17 protein-coding genes, 1 pseudogene and 1 other annotated feature are annotated in these 19,969 nt (G+C 64.1%); of the genes and pseudogenes, 2 read left to right on the top strand and 16 right to left on the bottom strand.

Going from position 1 to position 19,969, the window contains the following annotated elements; all coding sequences use genetic code 11:
* From M9890_11170 to M9890_11105, 14 genes and pseudogenes are all read right to left on the bottom strand, one after another.
* Positions 1–361: Maf family protein (locus tag M9890_11170; protein MCO5177509.1), on the bottom strand; the 361-nt coding region annotated here is incomplete at its 3' end.
* A 2-nt stretch (positions 362–363) separates the two neighbouring features.
* Entirely contained in the window at positions 364–1,581 is a 1,218-nt protein-coding gene (locus M9890_11165) for a class I SAM-dependent RNA methyltransferase (GenBank protein MCO5177508.1), read from the bottom strand.
* Between the two features lie 358 nt (positions 1,582–1,939).
* Entirely contained in the window at positions 1,940–2,992 is a 1,053-nt protein-coding gene (gene aroF, locus M9890_11160; protein MCO5177507.1) for a 3-deoxy-7-phosphoheptulonate synthase, read from the bottom strand.
* A gap of 52 nt (positions 2,993–3,044) precedes the next feature.
* The gene (aroH, locus tag M9890_11155; protein ID MCO5177506.1) at positions 3,045–3,422 is read right to left on the bottom strand and encodes a chorismate mutase; all 378 of its coding nucleotides are present in this window, start codon (positions 3,420–3,422) and stop codon (positions 3,045–3,047) included.
* Positions 3,423–3,509: 87 nt separating this feature from the next.
* Complete coding sequence (trpA, locus tag M9890_11150; protein ID MCO5177505.1) at positions 3,510–4,337, bottom strand: tryptophan synthase subunit alpha; 828 nt, start codon at positions 4,335–4,337, stop codon at positions 3,510–3,512.
* Positions 4,334–5,557, bottom strand: a complete 1,224-nt coding sequence (gene trpB / locus M9890_11145; GenBank protein MCO5177504.1) for a tryptophan synthase subunit beta — start codon at positions 5,555–5,557, stop codon at positions 4,334–4,336. The genes trpA and trpB overlap by 4 nt, the downstream gene beginning before the upstream one ends.
* Positions 5,558–5,560: 3 nt before the next feature.
* The gene (locus tag M9890_11140; GenBank protein ID MCO5177503.1) at positions 5,561–6,250 is read right to left on the bottom strand and encodes a phosphoribosylanthranilate isomerase; all 690 of its coding nucleotides are present in this window, start codon (positions 6,248–6,250) and stop codon (positions 5,561–5,563) included.
* Positions 6,247–7,056: an indole-3-glycerol phosphate synthase TrpC gene (trpC, locus tag M9890_11135; GenBank protein ID MCO5177502.1), complete on the bottom strand. Its 810-nt coding sequence runs from the start codon at positions 7,054–7,056 to the stop codon at positions 6,247–6,249. Before trpC ends, M9890_11140 begins: the two co-directional genes overlap by 4 nt.
* Position 7,057: 1 nt before the next feature.
* A pseudogene (gene trpD / locus M9890_11130) lies at positions 7,058–8,105 on the bottom strand (anthranilate phosphoribosyltransferase).
* A gap of 15 nt (positions 8,106–8,120) precedes the next feature.
* Positions 8,121–8,726 (bottom strand): aminodeoxychorismate/anthranilate synthase component II, encoded by a 606-nt coding sequence (locus tag M9890_11125; GenBank protein MCO5177501.1) that lies wholly within the window; start codon positions 8,724–8,726, stop codon positions 8,121–8,123.
* Positions 8,723–10,315, bottom strand: a complete 1,593-nt coding sequence (gene trpE / locus M9890_11120; GenBank protein ID MCO5177500.1) for an anthranilate synthase component I — start codon at positions 10,313–10,315, stop codon at positions 8,723–8,725. The genes M9890_11125 and trpE overlap by 4 nt, the downstream gene beginning before the upstream one ends.
* Positions 10,316–10,523: 208 nt before the next feature.
* Positions 10,524–10,795 (bottom strand) — a binding site (T-box leader).
* 53 nt (positions 10,796–10,848) lie between these two features.
* Positions 10,849–12,066 carry a CoA transferase gene (locus M9890_11115; GenBank protein MCO5177499.1) on the bottom strand — a complete coding sequence of 406 codons (1,218 nt, stop codon included), beginning with the start codon at positions 12,064–12,066 and terminating at the stop codon, positions 10,849–10,851.
* Positions 12,067–12,406: 340 nt separating this feature from the next.
* The gene (locus M9890_11110) at positions 12,407–14,503 is read right to left on the bottom strand and encodes a tetratricopeptide repeat protein (GenBank protein MCO5177498.1); all 2,097 of its coding nucleotides are present in this window, start codon (positions 14,501–14,503) and stop codon (positions 12,407–12,409) included.
* Positions 14,504–14,559: 56 nt separating this feature from the next.
* Positions 14,560–15,570 (bottom strand): threonine/serine dehydratase, encoded by a 1,011-nt coding sequence (locus tag M9890_11105; protein ID MCO5177497.1) that lies wholly within the window; start codon positions 15,568–15,570, stop codon positions 14,560–14,562.
* 151 nt (positions 15,571–15,721) lie between these two features.
* Here M9890_11105 and pyrF point away from each other — a divergent pair, with 151 nt between their 5' ends.
* A complete protein-coding gene (pyrF, locus tag M9890_11100) occupies positions 15,722–16,573 on the top strand; it encodes an orotidine-5'-phosphate decarboxylase (GenBank protein ID MCO5177496.1) in 852 nt (283 codons plus the stop codon).
* Positions 16,574–16,594: 21 nt separating this feature from the next.
* Here pyrF and M9890_11095 read toward each other — a convergent pair whose 3' ends face one another.
* Both M9890_11095 and selB read right to left on the bottom strand, forming a co-directional pair.
* Positions 16,595–17,350 (bottom strand): PIG-L family deacetylase, encoded by a 756-nt coding sequence (locus M9890_11095; GenBank protein ID MCO5177495.1) that lies wholly within the window; start codon positions 17,348–17,350, stop codon positions 16,595–16,597.
* Position 17,351: 1 nt separating this feature from the next.
* Positions 17,352–19,289 (bottom strand): selenocysteine-specific translation elongation factor, encoded by a 1,938-nt coding sequence (gene selB, locus M9890_11090; GenBank protein MCO5177494.1) that lies wholly within the window; start codon positions 19,287–19,289, stop codon positions 17,352–17,354.
* A 125-nt stretch (positions 19,290–19,414) separates the two neighbouring features.
* Here selB and M9890_11085 point away from each other — a divergent pair.
* Positions 19,415–19,969: DUF3267 domain-containing protein (locus M9890_11085; protein MCO5177493.1), on the top strand; the 555-nt coding region annotated here is incomplete at its 3' end.

Below are 19,969 nucleotides of genomic sequence, written 5' to 3'. Positions count from 1 at the left end.
GCGCCTGTCGATTACCGGGGAGAATCGCGACGCCGGTGATGACGCGGTGTTGGCGTCCGCGCAACTGGCGCAACATCGCGCGCGCTTCGGCGGTATCACGCGGCTTGGCCAGCAGGTGCCCGCGATCGACGACGATGGTATCGGAGGCAAGCACAACAGCGTCAGAGAATCTGGGGCGGATGGCGAGTGCCTTCTCGCGCGCCAGTCTCCGCGCCAGCCGTTCCGGGCGAGACAGTCGATCCGGTGCCCACTCCTCGATATCAGCCGGCGCGACCTCGAACGGCACGCCCAGCAGCGCCAGCAACTGGCGTCGCCTCGGCGACGCCGACGCGAGCACCAGGCTCGGAGTATCAGACCCCATGGTCACACCAGGTCCAGCGTCGCGACGCACTCGATGTGATAGGTCTGCGGGAACATGTCAACCGGCGTCACATCGAGCAGACGATAGCCGCCATCGACCAGAATACGCAGGTCGCGCGCGAGCGTCGCCGGGTCGCAGGAGACATAGACGACGCGCTTCGAGCGATGCTTCAGCACGCCGTCGATTGCGCCTTGCGCCATGCCGTTGCGCGAAGGATCGAGCAGGATCACGTCCGGCTCGATCTCCAGATCCGGCAAAAGCTTCTCGACTTTGCCGGAGTAGTACTCCACGTTCGGGAACACAGCGAGATTAACCTTGGCATCGTCGAGGGCCGACGCAGATTCCTCGATCGCAATGACGCGCTGCGTGTGGGGGGCAACCAGCGCCGCAAACGTCCCGACGCCGGCGTAGGCATCGACGACGACCTCGTTGCCAGTCAGTTCCATGCGCTCGATCGCCAGCTCAGCGAGTCGCTCGGCCTGGACGGTGTTGGTCTGGAAGAACGATGACGCCGACACGCGAAACGGCGTGCCGAGCAGCTCTTCGGTGTAATGCTCGCGCGCCGATGGCAGGCTGGGGACGAGCTCGGACAGGTCCTGCTGAATCAGCAGCTCATCGGTGTGGACGCCGTAGCGAACGACGACCTGGTGCTTGACCTTGGCCTTGCCCTGCATCTCGGCCAGTGCATCGTTGATCTTGTCGTCCATGATCATGCAGCGTTCGATGCGCATGAACTTTCGGCCGCTTCCGGGCCGCGAGATGTAGCCAAGCTCGCCGTCCGGGTTGGTCGTGAAGCGCGCGTTGTTGCGATAGCCGTACGGATTCGGGCAGCCAATCATCGGCGATACTGGTGGCTCATCGAACTTCCCGATGCGGCGCAACTGCTCGGCGACGACGTACGCCTTCAGCTCAAGCTGGCGCTCGTAGGCAATGTGCTGCCACTGACAGCCGCCGCAGGTGCCGAAGTAAGGACAGGGCGGCTCGACCCGATCGGCAGACGGCTCGATCGGCTCAGTCACGCGCGCCAGCAGCATCGAGCGCTTGACCTTCTCGATCAGGACGTTCGACTTCTCGCCGGGGATGCCGTAGTCAGCGAAGACGACCTGCCCGTCCTGACGGCCGATCGACGCGCCGTGGAAGGCGATGTCAGTCAGCTCAAGCTCCAATGTATCGCCGGCCTGGATGCGTTCGCGTTGTTCGGTTGCGGGTGTATCTACCATGTGTGCCTCAAGATTCACGATTCAGTATTGCCCAGAACAGAGATGAGTCTTCGATGTCGCTCTCCTGTGCGGGTCGTTACTTTCGCTGGCGCGATCGCCGAACGATCTCCTCAGTGTCCAACCCATTCCAACACACGAGAGATTTCTCACTGTGGTTCGAAATGACAGGTTTCGGGGTTGGATGCCCTGCTTGATTGCTCGACATGCTGGCAGCGGCGGCCCACTGAGACTGTCGATCGCTGCCTCGGTTGCCAACCTGGCTCCGAATCGTGAATTGTACGGTGTTTGCTGGCTGAACGAACGAGAGCAGCCAGCGCCGGTCTGGCGCTGGCTGCTCTCAACGGGATCATGGTCGGTATTAGTCCGCGACGGCCACCGGCTCGTCGGCGGAGGTGGCGGCGAAGCGATTGACCGCACGCGCGACGGCGTCGATCTGCGGCATCAGCTTGGCGAAGTTCTCGAAGGTCAGCGACTGTGCGCCGTCCGACTTCGCATGATCCGGGTTCGGGTGGACCTCAATCATCAGGCCGTCCGCGCCGGCAGCAACCGCCGCCAGCGACATTGCCGGGACGAGATACCACTTGCCGGTCGCGTGGCTGGGATCGGCGAACACCGGCAGGTGCGACAGGCGCTTCACCGCCGGGACCGCGTTCAGATCGAACGTGTTGCGCGTGACCGTCTCGAAAGTGCGGATGCCGCGCTCACAGAGGATCACGTTCTGATTGCCCTGCGCCATGATGTACTCGGCGGCCATCAACCACTCTTCGACGGTGACGCTCATGCCGCGCTTCAGCATGACAGGGATGTCGGTCTTGCCGACTTCCTCCAGCAGCAGGTAGTTCTGGCAGTTGCGCGCGCCGACCTGGAAGATGTCAGTGTACTGCGCCACGAGATCGACATCGCCCGGTGCCAGCACCTCGGTGATGATCGGCATGCCGGTCTCATCGCGGGCTTCGGCCATCAGCTGCAGGCCCTCTTCGCCGAGACCACGGAACTCGTATGGCGAGGTGCGCGGCTTGAATGCGCCACCGCGCATAATCTTCGCGCCGGCCGCCTTGATCGCGCGCGCCGTCTCAAGCGTCTGCTCGCGCGTCTCGATTGAGCACGGACCGGCGATGATCACAACCTCATCGCCACCGATCTCGACCCCTCTGACGGTGAAGCGTGTCGGGTCTGGGTGGTACTCACGGCTCGGCAGCTTGTAGCGCTTGGTGACGCGCAGCACCTCTTCGACACCGCCGCTGACCTCCAGCTCGGACTGCAGGTCGGGCGGGATCGGCACACCAACGACGCCGACGATCGCCGTGTTGTCGCCGATCGAGATGTGCGTGCGCAGACCAGCCTGCTCAACGCGCGAGATGACGCGCTGCAGCTCAGTATCTTCGTAGCCGTGTTTCATGATGATAATCAACTGGGAATCCCTTTCAGTCCGGCAGCCGCCTCGTGTCGCCGGAGTTATCGTCTCAGGCTCGCACCGGCTCACGGCCCCACTCGGGACGCAGCTCGCGTGCGCGGCGCAAATATGCGTGCTTGATCTCGACCGCGGGCTTCTCGGTGTTGATGTGCATCATGACGCGCACGACCATGTCCAGTGCGCCAGGCACTGCCATTTCGTGTGAGCACATCAGCGGCACCTGATCGAGCCCCATCGCACGGGCTGCCACGGCTGGGAATGTCGCATTGAGATCAGTCGTCGTTGTGAAGATAATGCTAACGACGTCGTCCGGCGCCAGCTCATTGAGTCCCACGACGGTGCGTAGCAGCTCGTCGGTCGCCTCAAGGATGTCCTCTGCGGTGTTCGACTCAACGGTTGTCGCCCCGCGAATTGCCCGGCAGGCCATGTGCGTCCTCTCCTCAAAACCCGGGTCGTTCGATCGCTATCTGATCTGAGCGACCGGCTCTGACGCACATGGCTGCCGTCCCGCTCGTCAATCGCCGCGCAACATGCGGATGAATCCGGCAGCGCGCTCCTCGAGCTCATCAGGACGGGCGAGCTCCAGGTCAGTCAGGAGCGCGGTCCCGCAAACAACGCCATCGACCAGCCCCTCCGCCACGACAACCTGGTCGCGCTTGGAGATGCCGAAGCCGATGGCTAGCGGTAGCTGGGTGTGCCGCCGCACCCGCACGACGTAGTCACCCAAACCGGTCGGGAGCTGGTCGCGCGCACCGGTGACGCCGGTGAGGGAGATAAGGTAGATGAAGCCGTTTGCGCGCTGGAGGACAGCCTCAACTCGCTCCGCGGTACTCGTCGGAGCGAGAAAGTAAACGAGGTGTATCCCATTATCCAGACAGGCCGCGAGCAGCTCATCGCTTTCCTCGGGTGGCAGGTCCGGGATCATCAAGCCATCGACCCCGGCCTCGGCACATGCTCTGGCAAACGCATCCAGACCATATGCGAATACTGGGTTGTAGTATCCCATGAACAACACAGGCGTCGCAATGCCGCTCGCGCGCAGCCGCCGCACGATCTCCAGTGCGCCGTCCGGCGTCATGCCGTTATCCAGCGCCCGTTGGCTCGTGCGCTGAATCGTCGGGCCATCAGCGATTGGATCGGAGAACGGCACGCCGAGCTCGATCAGGTCAGCGCCACCAGCCACCAGTCCCTTGACGATGCGCTCGGTGTCGTCGAGCTCTGGCCAACCTGACGTGACATAGGGCAGGATCGCAGCACGCCCCTCGGCCTTCGCGCGCGCGAACGCGGCGGTCACACGGGACGTTGTCTTCTGATTCGTCCTCGTCGGTGCAGTGTTCGTCACAACGTCACCCCCAGTGCCTGCGCAACCGTGTGCATATCCTTGTCGCCACGACCTGACAGATTGATGATGATTGCGTCCTCCGGCTCGTAGCGCTTGGCGATTGTCTCGGCGAGATAGATCGCGTGGGCCGATTCGAGCGCCGGGATGATGCCCTCTGTCACCGACAGGAGCTTCAGGCCTTCCAGCGCCTCCTGGTCGGTCACGGCACCAGCCTCCAGTCGGCCAATCGAGTGCAGGTAGGAGAGCTCCGGCCCGACGCCCGGATAATCCAGACCGGCCGAGATCGAGTGCGCCTCGATCACCTGCCCGTGCTCGTCTTGCAGCAGATACGACTTCGAGCCGTGCAGCACACCGACCTTGCCGGCGGTGATGCTGGCGGCGTGCTTGCCGCTTTCCACGCCGTAGCCACCGGCCTCAGCGCCGACGAGCGCGACATCCTCATCGTCAGCGAACGGATGGAAAATACCGATCGCGTTCGAGCCGCCACCGATGCAGGCGACGACCGCCTTTGGCATCTTGCCAATGGCTTCCTGAATCTGCGCACGCGCCTCGCGACCGATGATTGATTGCAGATCACGGACGATCTTGGGGTACGGGTGCATGCCAGCGGCAGTGCCGAGCAGGTAATACGTCGTCTCGACGTTCGTCACCCAATCGCGGATGGCTTCGTTAAGCGCATCCTTCAGCGTCTTCGATCCACTGGAGACGGGCCGCACTTCTGCGCCGAGCAGCTTCATGCGGAAGACGTTGAGCGACTGGCGCTGGATGTCGATCTCGCCCATGTAGACGATGCAGTCCAGGCCAAGGAGCGCGCAGGCGGTCGCCGACGCGACGCCGTGCTGACCAGCGCCGGTCTCGGCGATGATGCGCTGCTTACCCATACGCTTCGCCAACAGCGCCTGACCGATGGCGTTGTTGATCTTGTGTGCGCCAGTATGGGCGAGGTCCTCGCGCTTCAGATAGACCTGCGCGCCGCCCCAGAGCTGCGACAGATTGGCGGCGTGAGTCAGCGGCGTGGGACGACCGATGTAGGTCCGGTGCAGATCGGCGAGCTGCTGCTCAAACGCTGGGTCGTCCGACACCTCCGTCCAGGCGCGGGTGAGCTGATGGATCGCTGGCATGAGCGTTTCAGGCGCGTAGGCACCACCGAACTCCCCGAACCGTCCGAACTCATCGGGCAGACTCGCAGCGGGTGGATGGTGTTGTGTCGTCGAAGCCATCAGTTACCTCCCGTAAATCGCAGCTGTGCTGGTCGACTGTCGGCGGGCGAGCTCTTCATCGGCACGCCGCGCCGCTTCGATAAATGCGCGGATCTTGTGTTCGTTTTTCACACCGTCCGTCTCGACGCCTGTCGAAACATCAACAGCATATGGATGCACCCGTCGGATCGCCTCGCCGACACTAGTCGGCGTCAGGCCACCAGCCAGCAACACCGGGTAGCGGGCAGCGAAGTCCGCAGCAACAAACCAGTCGGCGACGGTGCCGGTGCCGCCGTACATGCCAGGCACGTGGGCATCAAGCAGGATCGCGGCGGGTTGCACCGAGCCGTTGATCCAGCGGTTGAAGCGGCGCTCCTCGTCGACACGCCCGGACGAATCCGCGCGGACGGTGGCGACTATCGGTCGCTCGACTCGCGCCGCGTCCTTCGGCGTCTCATCGCCGGAGAGCTGCACGAGATCCAACCCGACTGTGTCCGCGACGCGGTTGATCTCATCGGGCGGCGTGTTGACGAACAGTCCGACGACCTTCGTCGAGGTTCCCGAGACAGCTGCCGCTACTTCACGCGCCTGCACAAGCGTGACATAACGAATACTTGGTGGATAGAACACCACGCCGATGAAATCCGCGCCGCTCTCGGCAGCGACAGCCGCGTGGTGCGAATCGCTGATTCCGCAAATCTTCACTCGCGTCATCCGACCAGCTCCCGCAGCGCAGCAGCCGGGTCGGCAGCCCGCATCAGTGTCTCGCCGACGAGGATTGCGTGAACCCCGGCAGCCTCCAGCCGCTCGACATCAGCGCGTGTGCGGATGCCACTCTCGCCAACGAGCGTGACCGTCGGCGGCACTTGCGCCGCCACGCGCTCGATCGTCCCGAGATCGACGGCGAACGAGCGCAGATCGCGGCTGTTGATGCCGAGGAGCGTGGCGTCGATCGCCAGCGCGCGCTCTAGCTCCTGCTCGTCATGCACTTCGACGAGCGCCTGCAAGCCGTAGTCAGCAGCCGCCGCGTAGAGATCGCGCAACTCGTCGTCATCCAGCGCCGCGACGATCAACAGGACGCAATCGGCACCCGCCGCGCGTGCCTCGGCGATCTGATATGAGTCGATGACGAAGTCCTTGCGCAGCACTCCGGCAGCCGGTGCTGCAGCATGCGCGAACGCCGCAACCTCGCGCAAATCGTCGAGCGATCCTCGAAAGAAGCGCTCGTCGGTCAGGACAGAGATACCGGCGGCACCGGCGCTCAGATAGGCGCGCGCGACAGAGTCCACCGTCGCGTCAGGATTGATCAGTCCCTTGGACGGTGACGCGCGCTTGAACTCGGCGATCACCGAGACGCCCGGCTCGCGTAGCCTGGCGATCAGATCGACCGGCGTCGGCGTTGTTCGCGCGGCTGCTTCAACATCAGCCAGCGGAGTTGTCACCTTGCGAACGGTGACCTCGTTGGCCGTATTGATCAGAATATCTCGAAGGTACGTGCCTTCAATCTCTCGTGTACTCATGTTAGGCCGCCACCGTCTCGCTGGCCGTCAGCCGGTTGGTCAGCGAGACAAGTGCCTCAAGCTTCTCTCGCGCCGCGCCGCTGTCGATCGTCGACTTGGCCAGCTCGATGCCGTCCTGAATACTGCCCACCGCGTCGGCAGCGTAGAGCGCCGCACCAGCGTTGAAGACCGTGATCGTGCGCTGCGCGCCCTCGGCACCGGAGAGCACGTTCTGAATGATCTCCAGGTTGTCGCTGACATTCCCGCCACGAACGGCTACCGGCTCATAGCGCGTAAGGCCGAACTGCTCTGGCGTGACGTCGTAATTCGTGACCCAGACGCTGTCGCGCATGACCATCTCGGAAACGCTGCTCGGACCGGCAATGCCGATCTCGTCCAGCCCATCACTGGAATTGACGACCAGCGCGTGCTGCGAACCGAGCAGGCCCAGCACGTTGGCCAGACGCTTGGCGATGTCGGCGCTCGGCACGCCGACCACCTGGTGCGTCGCGCCGGCCGGGTTCGTGATCGGACCCAGCAGGTTGAAAACTGTGCGAACACCGATCTCACGCCGTACCGGGCCGGCGAACCGCATGGCCGGGTGGAATGCCTGTGCGTACATGAACCCGATACCAACGCGGTCGATGCACTCAGCGACCTGCTCTGGGGCCAGCTCGATCTTGACGCCGAGGGCCTCCAGCACATCAGCCGAGCCGCAGCGGCTGGTCGAGCGCGGTTGCCGTGCTTGGCGGCACGGACGCCCACGCCTGGCGACAACGAACTGCCGTCGTCGAGATGTTGAACGAGTTGCTATGGTCGCCGCCGGTTCCGCAGGTGTCGACCACCGGGTAGTCCCCGGCGAGCGGCACGCGCAGCGCCTTGGCACGCATGACGGATGCAAATCCGGCCAGCTCCTCGTCGGTCTCGCCGCGGATCCGCATCGCCGTCAGGAACGAGCCGATCTGCGGTGGCGACGCCTCGCCGTTCATGATGATTTCCATCGCCTTGGTAGCCTCAGCGCGATCGAGCTGCTGACCATCGACGACGGCCTGGATATAGGGCTTGAGCATCTATCGTCCTCCCGATCAGTAGCCGTGGATGAGTTGACCATCGGTAACGGCAGGGCGCTCGTGCCCCAGGAAGTTGGCCAGCAACCGATGTCCGCCGGTCGTCAGGATCGACTCTGGATGGAACTGCACGCCGTAGACTTCGCATTCGCGATGGCGCAGCGCCATGATCGTGCCGTCCTCCGATCGCGCCGTGATCTCCAGCGTGTCCGGCAGCGACTCCTCTTCAACGATGAGTGAGTGGTAGCGCGTCGCGGTGAACGGATTCGGCAATCCAGCGAAGAGGTCGTGCCCGTAGTGGGTGATCTGGCTGAGCTTGCCGTGCATCACCACCGGGGCGGAGACGATCTCGCCTCCGAATGCTGCGCCAATTGCCTGATGCCCGAGGCAGACGCCGAGGATCGGCACCTGTCCGGCCAGCTCCTGCACCAGCGGCACCGAGATACCAGCCTCGCGCGGCGTGCAGGGCCCCGGCGATATGATGACTCGCTCGGGCTGCATCAGCCGGATATCGTGCACGCTGACCTTGTCGTTGCGGACGACCTTCACCTCGGCACCAAGCTCGCAGAGATACTGGTACAGGTTGTAGGTGAACGAATCGTAGTTGTCGATCAGGACGATCATGCTCGCGCCTCCGCATTCAGCGCGCTGGTCGATGTTCGGCCGCGCGCATCGCGCTCGATCTGCTCAGCGACCTCGATCGCCCGCAGACTTGCGCCCATCTTGTTCAGTGTTTCCTGGAACTCGAAGTCGGCGGTCGAGTCGTAGACGATCCCACCACCTGCTTGCATGATCACTGTGCCGTCGCGGAAGGCGACGGTGCGAAGCGCGAGGGCCATGTCCATGTTGCCGGAGTAGGCGACATACCCGACGCAGCCGGAGTAGAAGCCGCGCTGATCGCGCTCCAACTCGGCGATGATCTCCATCGCCCGGATCTTCGGCGCGCCCGAGACCGTGCCGGCCGGGAAGCAGGCACGCAACGCATCGACCGGGCTGAGGTCGTCGCGGATCTCGCCGGTGACGTGGCTAACGAGGTGGATGACGTGCGAGAAGCGCTCGGTCGTCAGCAGCACCGGAACCTCGACCGTGCCGGGCGTTGCAACCCGGCCAATGTCGTTGCGCGCCAGATCGACGAGCATGACGTGCTCGGCGCGCTCCTTCTCGTCGCTCAGCAGCTCGGCCTCCAGCCGAATGTCCTCGGCATCGTCCGCTCCGCGTCTGCGCGTTCCGGCGATCGGGTGCGTCGTCATCTTGCGACCGTCCATGCGAATCAGCGCCTCAGGCGACGCGCCGACGATCTGCTCTTCGCCGAGCTGCAGGTAGAACATGAACGGCGACGGATTCACCGTCCGCAACGCCCGGTACAGCGTGAACGGATGAATGCCGGTCTCGACCTCGATACGCTGCGAGAGGACGACCTGGAAGATGTCGCCGGCCTGGATGTACTCCTTGGCGCGCTCGATCATCGCGTTGTACTGCGGTCGATCCATGTTGTATCTGGCGCGTTCGCGAACGGCCAGGTCCGAAAGCGGGCGGTCGCCGGCCGGGATGACCGCGGTGCCGTCCTCCAGCCGCTCCGCCAGCCGCTCGATGCGCTCGATCGCCTCCTGGTAGGACTGTTCGATCGGCGTCGCGTCGTCGATGTGGACGTGCGAGACGACCTTAACCTTGCGCTCAAGGTGATCGAATACCAGCATCGAATCGACGAACATGAACACGCCGTCGGGAAAGTCATTCGGTCGCTCCGGCGCAACCGGCAGGTTCTCGAAATAGCGCACCGCCTCGTAGGACAGGTAGCCAACGGCACCGCCGAGGAATCTTGGAAGGCCGTCCACCTGCACGCTGCGGTACGGTGCGAGGAACTGGCGCAGAGCATCCAGCGGATCGTCATACGGAACGGCTTGCTTGTAGCCGCCCTGATTCACCTTGGCGATGCCGTTCTCCAGCCGGACGACCAGATACGGGTCCGAGCCGAGGAAGGTGTAGCGCGCCAGCGTCGTGCCGCCCTCAACGCTCTCAAGCAGAAATGAGTAGGGACCCTCGGCAATTTTCAGGTACGCCGAAACGGGGGTCTCCAGATCAGCCATGATCTCGCGGTAGAGCGGGATAACGTTCCCCTGGTCGCGCAATGCCGCGACCTCATCAAGGGTGAGAGAGTACCTGGGACCGGCCGCTTCGGCGGCGGTCTGCTGTTCGGTAATCGTGTCGACCATGGTGGGTATCCGTGCTTTCACTCACAGAACAATCAAGCGTCGCGCAGTGCGCGGGAGAACGTTGCTCAGCGACGCCAACTCGCTCGACTCCACTCGGCGACCGTCATTGGCCGAGTCTGTCCTGTGTGTGAAGCCTGCAGATGCACCGTATCGTCGCCCGTCCGCTTGTGTCTCCAGAATCAGAGACAACAAAAACCTTCGTCCCCAAAATCGGGACGAAGGCGTCTGACGCGCTCCGCGGTGCCACCCGGTTTGGCCTTCCCGTGCGGGACGGCCCACCTCAGCGAATCGTCCATCGAGAAGATGGTACGATCCCGCTCCCTGATAACGGAGAGCTGCCGGCGCTGCCTACTGCGGTATTCCCGGTTCGGAGCGCAACTCCCGGATCCATTCCGCGCCTGCGCTGACACCGACTTTTCACCAACCGTCGGCTCGCTGCGTCAGGACTGAGCGCGTACTTGTTCCGTTCAACGTCGATGCGTGTTCAGTTTGACCGGATGGTAGCAGCCATCTCCGCTGCCTGTCAACGTCGACTAAATCACACCGGCGTCCGCAAGGTCCGCCAGATCCTCTTCGGACAATCCCAGCAGATCACCGAAGACATCGAGATTGTGCTCGCCGAGGGCGGGGCCAGCAGCCGTGATCTTCCCGGGTGTGCGACTCATCTTCGGCACGATGCCCGGCATCTTCAGCTTACCGATCGTCGGATGATCGACCTCAACGACGTTCTCACGCGCGTGATAGTGCGGATCGGCGAAGATGTCCTCGATCGAGTAGATCAGGCTGGCGGGGCAGCCGGCGGCATCCAGGAGCGCCTTTGCCTCGGCATACGTCCGCTGCCCGAACCAGTCGATCAGGATCGCGTTCAACTCGCCGTCGTGCTGCACGCGGTCGGCGTTCGTGGCAAAGCGCGGATCGCTCAGGAGATCGGGGCGCTCGATCGCGGCGGGCAGTCGCTCCCACGTGCGTTGGGTGCTGCAGACCAGCACCGCCCACTTGCCATCAGCCGTCTGATAGGTGCCGGCCGGGCTTGCACCGGAGGCGACAAACGGCGTGCGCTCGCGGACGAGACCGAGCTGGTCAAACTCGGCGACGAGCGACTCCAGCATGCGGAACAGCGGCTCATACAGCGAGACATCCACCTCCTGTCCATCGGCATCGCCGCTGGTGTCGCGGTAATACAGCGCCATCATTGCCGAGAACGCGCCGGTCAGGCCGGCAACGTAGTCCGCCAGCGAGAACGGTGGGCTCACCGGCGGTCGGTCGGTGTGGCCGGTCAGGTAGGTCACGCCGCTGAAGGCCGTCGCCGGTGTGCCGAATCCGGCCAGATCGCGGTTTGGACCGGACTGCCCGTAGCCAGAAATGCGCACCACGATGATGCCGGGGTTGGCTGATTTCAGCGTGTCATAGTCGAGGCCGAGGCGGTCGAGCGTGCCGGGACGGAAGTTTTCTATGATCAGGTCCGACTCTCGTACCAGGTCGAGCAGGAGAGCGCGGCCCGATTCGGTCTTGAGGTTGATCGTCACGCATTTCTTGTTGCGTCCGAACGCCGCCCAGCGGACAGAGTAGCCGTCGATCTGCGGCAGCAGGTCGCGGCTCGGATCACCGGAGCCTGGCATCTCGACCTTGATGACCTCCGCACCGAAGTCCGCGAGCAGCGATGCGCCATACGGCGCTGCGATCATCGTCCCCAGGTCGATGACCCTCACTCCATTCAGTGGCCCGAATCCATCCCCTGACCGCTCAAACACGCGCATCCCTCTCGTCTGCGACATCACTCCCGCCGCAGCCAGTGTACCGGCAGACTCGAGATGTGTGTGTCGTGTGCAGTGCGTCGGGGGAGACACACCCTTCTCCTCCCCCGTACGGACATGACCCGGCTTGTCCATCGCCGTGAGGCGATCACTCCCCGCGCAGGATGCTGACGACCCGACACGGTGGCACCGCATCGGCCTCAGAATGGAGGGCGATACGTCCAGAATACCGTCATCCTGCGCGGGGGCGTCGCCTCACGGCGAGGACAGGCCGGTTCCTGTCCGTACGAAAAGTTTGCGCGCCGTTTTCCCCTATAGAGCGTACTGAGTCCGAAACCTAATACGGCGGGTCGGTGTGGCGGGGGCGGCTGGGTTCTTCGCTGATGGGGAGGTCGAGTTCCTCGTCGTCGTGGTCCCAGGCGGAGAACGGGACGGACGGCGGCGTGAGCTGTCGCAGTAATGAGCGCGCGCGATCGCCAAGGGCGAAGTCGCGCAACTGTTCAGCGTGGTCGCGTGCCTGGATCAGGTGGTTGCGAGCCTCATCATCGCGATTTTGATCGAAGAGGATCGCGCCGATGTTGTAGTTCGCGGCGGCGACTGTCGGCTGATCGTCGGCTGTCATCGACGCTTGCAGCGCGTCGCGGTAGAAGTCGAGCGCTGTCTCCAGATCGTCGCGCTTGTCATAAATGGCGGCGATGCCTTGAAGCGCACGTCCGCGGGTGTGGTCGTCGCCGTGCGCGGCAGCTGTATCCACCGCACGCATGTAGCGCTGTTCTGCGCCCTCCACTTGCCCGGCGGTCATCAGGAGCCGCGCGGCCTGGCTGTGCAGACGCGGGATGAGTGCAACCTCACTGGTTGCCGAAGCTTCGTCGATCGCGGCGTCGATGTAGCGCAACGCTTCGTCCGATTGCCCCGACTCGGCGGCGAGCCGCGCCAGCAGCGGCAGGTATTGCAGCGTCTGGCCAGGCATGCCGGCAGCACGCCCCGCAGCAGCTGCGGACATGAACGCGTCTTCGGCGTCCGGCAGCCGTTGCTCGGCCAACGCGATCTGGCCGACGAGGTGATAGACCTCGGAGCGCAAGGCGTTGTCTTCGGTCAGACGGGCGAGCTCTTCGGCGCGCTCCGCCAGCGCGGTTGCGTGGTCGGACTGGCCACTGCGCAGCATCGCTTCACCGGCGGCCAGCAGCCAGCGCGCCTCGCCGGGGATGTCGCCCATCGCGCGCGCCCCGTGGACGGCATGCTCAAGCTCGTTGAGCGCCTCGGCTTCGCGGTGGACGAGCATCAGCGCGCGACCCAGCAGGCCGTGCGACTGAATGCTGAAGACGGGGTCATCCACCTGGCGAATCAGGTCGCGCGCATCGGTCAGCTCGCGGATCGCCTCAGCCGGTCGACTCGCCTCAATGAACATCTGGCCCTTGGCCAGCTTGGCTCGCGCGACTTCGGTGCGATTGCCGAGGCGCGATTCGAGCGCCACGACATCATCGAAACGATGCATCGCTTCGTCCCGCCGACCCAACTGCAAATCAAGCCGCGAGAGCATGCCCAGGGCGCGCGATTCCATCGAAAGGTCGCCGAGCCGACGAGCGCGATCCAGTGCGACCTCAAGCCGCTCGGTTGCTTCCTCGGGCATGTCGAGCTCGCGCATCAGTGCGCCTGTGCGGAAGGCGACCTCGGCCTGCAGCGGGTCGTCGACCGTGCGATCGGCTGCGTCGCTGGCCTGCTGCAGCAGCATCAGGCAGCCGTGCAGGTCGCCGCGCTCACGCAGAATCGCGACCTGGCGGAGCAGGGCGTCGACCGCACTGGAGTAGTCGCCGATTCGGCGGGCGCTGCGGGCAGCCCGATGATAGAGGTCGTGCGCATTGGCGACATCGCCGTCGGTCAGCGCGATGTCCGCCAGGAGAATGGCTGTCTGGATATCGTCGCGGGTGTCGGATTCCTCGCGTCCGGCGTCGAGCTGCTGGATGAGCAGGTCGCGAGCCATCTCGGTCTCGCCGCGCTCGAAAGCGCCGCGCGCCAGGCGGTTCAGGGCGCGCTTCTGGCCGGCGACGTACGAGATGCGCTGGGCCGTGATCAGCGCTTCGCGGAGATTGTGCTCGCGCTCACCGTCGTCACGATCGTGGATCAGCAAATCAGCGACGCGCAGGCGCAGATCGACGAGGACTTTCTCAAAGCCTTTGGCCTGCGCGGTGGCGACGTTGAGCCGGGCGAGGTTCAGTGCAAATTCTGGGTTGGCGCGCGCATCAAACTCGACCTGATGGTCAAGCTCGATCAGGTCACCGTCGGCGATCCGGCCATTGACCTGGAACGACTGAGCCGAGTCAATGGCGCGATCCAGTGGCATTCGACCGACCGTTACATCGGCAGCCAGCCGATACAACGGATTCGCTTCGATTCCCTGGTATCGTCGCAGCCATCGGCTGAACAGCTCCAGCATCGGCTGTCGGTCCCTCCACACGTCTGCCGGGTTCGGCGCAGCAATCGTTCGTCAGGCTACCAGGGCTGCTCGTCAACCATGGCGTGGCGAAGCGTATCAAGTGTCACGTTGCCGCCGCTGACGATCAGGCCAACGTTCTGGCCGCGCAGGTCGTCCGCCATCATCCGCGCCGCCGCCAATGATGACGCCCCAGCGCCCTCAGCAACGAGGTGCGCCTTGTCGAGCAGCAGCACCATCGCCTGTCGCATCTCCTCCTCAGAGACGAGGACAACGTCGTCGACCAGCTCCTGCATGATGCGGAACGGGGCTTCGAAGGCGACCCGCGTTGCCAGGCCCTCCGCAAATGTGCTGCCGCCCTCCAGCGCAACCAGTTGGCGCTGATGGAACGACTCGTAGACGGCCGGCATGTTCTGCGTCTGGACAGCGATGATGCGTGTCTGCGGGCGCATCGCCTTGAAGACGATAGCGGTGCCACAGACGCCCGATCCGCCACCGACCGGCACGATCACCGTGTCGAGGTGCGGCGCAGACTCGATGAGCTCGAGCGCGTAGGTGCCGACGCCGGCAACGAGGTGCGGCTCGTTGGCCGGATGGATGTAGCGCATGCCGTCCCGCTCGGCGCGCGCCTCGGCTTCGGCGCGGCACTCGTCGAAGTCGGCACCCGACTCCACGACCTCAGCGCCAAGTCGGCGGGTTGCCGCAACCTTGTCCGGGTTGTTGACCTCGGGCATGTAAATAACGGCGCGAATACCAAACTCTCGTGCAGCCCAGGCGATCGACTGCGCATGGTTGCCGGTCGATGCGGTGACGACACCACGGGCGCGCTGCTCCGGCGCAAGCTGGCTCATGAAATAGACGCCGCCGCGCACCTTGAAGGCCCCAACCGGCTGCATGTTCTCGCATTTGAGCGTCAGATCGAGGCCGACGTACTCATTCAGCGCCGGTGACTGCACGATCGGCGTTGGCGGCAAGTAACGATTGACGACCTGGCGAGCAGCGAGAATGTCCGAAACCGTCGGTGGCGTTGCAGCACCTGCTGGTGTGACCATACGTGTGATTACCCCCACTGATACTCCGCGACGGGATGCCAAGTACGCGCCATCAAAACAGGCGATCACGGCACGATCCCGACTGGCCGGAGAACCCCGCGCGAGTATATCATCGTGCAGATGTGGGCCGAACGTTCAACGCCGCCCGAGCGCGGCGAAAGGAGTGCTCGTGGCCGTCGAGACCCTCACCTTTGCGCAGCGCTTACGAGCCGCCCAGGATCAGAATCAGTCGCTCCTGTGCGTCGGTCTGGACCCGGATATTAATCGGTTTCCAGAGAGTGTTGCCCGTACCCCCCAGGCGGTCGCCGATTTCAACCGCGCGATCATCGAGGCCACAGCCGATCTCGCTTGCTGCTACAAGCCGAACATGGGCTTCTATCTTCAGTACGGCATCCCCGGAGTCGAAGCACTTGCGCGTCTTCGTGACGACATCCCAGCGCACATCCCGGTGCTGCTCGATGCGAAGCTCGGCGACATCTCCGTCACCAGCACCGGCTATGCCCGGGCCGTCTTCGAGACCTGGCGCTACGATGCGGTGACGGTCAACCCATTCCTCGGGCGCGATTCGCTTGAGCCATTCATGGCCTACCCGGACAAGGCGATCTTCGTCCTGGCCAAGACCTCGAATCCGGGCAGCGGAATGCTGCAGGATCGTGTGCTGCAGGACGACATCGGCACCGAAACGGTGACGCTGGCAGTCGTGCGCGAGGCCCGCACCTGGAACACAGATGGCAACATCGGCCTCGTCGCCGGAGCAACCTGGACGCGCCAACTGGCGGAGATTCGCCAGGCCGCGCCGGAACTCCCGATCCTGATCCCTGGCATCGGTGCGCAGGAAGGCGACCTCGATGCAGCCGTGATCAACGGGCTTGATGCGGAAGGCTACGGCATCCTCGTCAATGCCAGTCGCGCGATTTCGTACGCGTCAAGCGGCAGCGACTTCCAGCAGGCAGCGCGAGCGTCAGCCACCCGCCTTCGCGATGCAATGAATGAGGCTCGCGCGAAAGCTGCCCGCTCGTAGAGTTGTTGCTCGCGCGCAACACTAATGCGTCAGGCGCGATGGCACGATGCGCCACTGGACTTCGGCGCGCTGGCCACCCCCGATCCAGCGGTCGAAGCGGTCGAGCTCCTGGCGGTAATCATCCCGGTCGCGGAAGATCACTGGAAGTTGTGATGCATAGCAGGCGATCGCCTGGCACTTGCGCTCGAACGCATCGTCATCGAGCGGACGAAGGCGCACTTCGCGCGTGACGCCCGAGCCGATCCGCGAACTGAGTGCGCGACGGTCAAGCGCGTACGGTATGTCAGCGTAGGCCCAGACTGGAATGCCGCGAGCGGCCACACGCCGAGCTGCGCGGAGCACGATCTGGTGATCGACGTGCTGCCCGACTGCCAACGGTACGACCAGTTCGTCCGCATCGAACCCGGCTAGCAGGTCAGCGACGCGCGAGATTGTGGCCATGTCCGCATCGAGGATCTTGCCGAAGAGCGCGTCGTCGGAGTCGTAGCGCTCGTCGCGATAGATGGCATCGAGCTCGTCGAGCCAGACCGGCGTGACCTGCGCCCCGAGCGCCCGTGCTGCGCAGCAGTCCTCTTCGCGGCGCAAATCGACAACGTCGCCTGCGGTTGTCCCCCAGCGTTCGTGCTGCATCTTCGCGAACTCGCCGAGGCTGCTGGTCGGATGCCCGGCGAACACCGTGACGATCGTTGGTGCTGTCGTTCGCGCGTCGGCCGCGATTGCGCCGCCACATGACAGTGCGACATCATCGGCATGCGGTGCGACATACAGGCGCTGCATTTCAGCCACTCCCTCGAACGCGCGCATCGCCAACGCGCCGCGTCACACGCTGGCGATCAAAGTACTCCAGGACAGCCTGCGCGTACTTGCGGCTGGTGCCGAAGACGTCGCGGAATTCGGCCAGAGTGATGCTGCCGTTCGCGTCGAGGACTTCGCGCACGCGGGCTTCGATCGCCGCCAGATCATCGATTCTGTAGACGACGCCGTCCGCGACACGCACCACGTAGCCCAGCTCAGCCATCGCTGCCAGCAAATCAGCAGAAATGTCAAACGCGTCCGGCCCAGGTGGCGAGATCGGTTCTGCAGCAAGCGCGGCTCGATAGGCGTCAACCTGCCGCTGCTGGTCGGGCGACAAAGCGATCTGGTGCTCCGGCATGGCGAGCAGACTGCCCAGATCGTCGATGCTGCCGTCAGCTGTGAGCGTGGCGAGCAGCGCATCAGCCGCACGACCTTTTGCACCGAGTCGGCTCTTGATGTCCTCTCGCGGCATCCCACGGCGCAGCGGCACACGGCGGTGGTAGTCCGTCAGCAGCTTCACGACATTCTCGCGCTGCGCATCGACGAACGCCGTCTGAGCGAGAAAACGGTTGGGCGGCAACGTGCTGTCGTCGCCGTCGCCCAGTGGGATGACCAGATCACGAATCACAGCTACAATCGCGCGCGCCGAATCAAGATCCACCCCCAAGCCCTCTACTATCGCCCGAAGCTCAAGTGGGCCGTCTGCCAGCGCCTGCACAAACCGCTCTTCCGGCGTGCCGGTCGCGCGTGTCTCCAGGTCATGCAGAACCTCGCTACGGAAACGTCGATGTCGGCGTGGATGCGGATCGATGATCCGTCCGCCGCCGAGCGTCTGACTCGGCGAGGCGCGCCGAATAATGAAGTGATCGCCGGCAACAGCAGCGACCGGCTGATCCAGCCGAACCTGCACCCAGCCCTCTGCGCCGGGCGCAAGCCGCTCAGTGTCAAGCAGCGTCAGGTGTGCGGGAGACTCAGCAGCGCCAATGAAAATGTCGATCGGCTCATTCTGCTCGAGCGGCTCCGGCGCATCGGCGACAACGCGGAGGCGCGCATCGAGCATCGTCGTCGGCTGGAGCCAGCCCGGCGTCGTCAGCACATCGCCTCGGTGGATATCGTCGCGCTCAATGCCCGTCAGATTCACGGCTGTTCGTGAGCCTGGCAGCGCGCGATCGGCCTTCTTCCCGTGGCTCTGCAGGCCACGAATGCGACTGCGCCGACCGCTCGGGACGATCTCGACTTCCTGGCCGATGTCGAGAACGCTGCCGGTGAGCGTGCCGGTAACGACCGTTCCAAAACCGGCTACCGTAAACGACCGATCAATCGGCAAGCGCGGCCTGGTGCCAGTCACCTGTCCGGGAACCTCGGCCGACAGGCGCTCGATCTCGGCCACTAGATCATCCAGACCACTACGCGACAGCGAATCGACGGCAACAATCGGGGCTTCGGCCAGGCTCGTGCCGATCAGTCGTTCGTGCGTTTCTTCGCGGATCAGCTCCAGCCAGTCATCATCGACGAGGTCACGCTTGGTCAGCACGACGATGCCGTGCTGGACATCGAGCAGATCGAGGATCGCCAGGTGCTCGGTCGTCTGCGGCATCGGGCCTTCGTCGGCGGCAATCACCAGCATGGCCAGGTCGATGCCGCCAACGCCCGCCAACATATTTTTGATGAACCGCTCGTGACCGGGCACGTCAACGATGCTGACGGATGTACCACTCGGCAGCGGCAGCCAGGCGAAGCCGAGGTCAATCGTCATCGCCCGTTCGCGCTCCTCGTTCAGGCGATCAGGATCGGTTCCAGTGAGCGCCTTCACCAGCGTTGATTTGCCATGATCGACGTGCCCGGCGGTGCCGGCAACGATCGTCCTGGGCGACTGCGTCTCAGCCGTTGCATCCTGTGCGCGCGATGATGCTGGTGGCATGTCGAAAGCTCCTGCTGCCTGAATATCTCGACCAAACCGCAGTATAACAGCGGCCTTCCTGCGCACCTGACTGCTACGATTGCGGGACGTTTGGGAACGTAGTCGTTGGCGCGGAGGAGCAATCTGTGAAACGCGATGAGGCGCGAGCCGGAATCCGTCCGTGGATTGGTGACCCGCCACGCACCGAGGCACCCGAGCTGCCGGGGTACGTGCAGCTCCACCGCGAGCAGCTCGGCATGGGTGCGCTGACGATCATTGGGTTCGTCCTCATACCCCTTTGGTGGTTCATCTTCGTTGCACTGGTCAGCCTCGCCGGTGGGCCGTCATCTTCCTCCTTTGAGATCAACCTGACGACGCTATTTGTCGGTGCGCTCATTGCGCTCGTGCTCGTGCCCGTTCTGCACGAAGCCGTACACGGCATCGCCGGGATGCTGGTTGGCGCGACGCCGTCCTACGGTATCGGCCCCGGCTTCGCCTATACGACGTTCCCTGAGCCGCTGCGCAAGTGGCAGTACCTCACGGTTGGCATCGCGCCGCTGATCGTGCTGTCGATCTTGTCGGTGCTGGTCGCCGCACGCTGGGAGAGTGTCGCGAATGCTGCGATCTTTTTCGCCGTGATCAACGCTGCCGGCGCGATCGGCGATCTCTGGATGAGCTGGAAGATCCTGCGCACGCCGAGC

This window comes from Thermomicrobiales bacterium (assembly GCA_023954495.1).
Lineage (GTDB): Bacteria > Chloroflexota > Chloroflexia > Thermomicrobiales > CFX8 > JAMLIA01.
The sequence above is the reverse complement of the archived record's forward strand: the minus strand, read 5'-3'. Positions and strand labels throughout refer to the sequence as shown.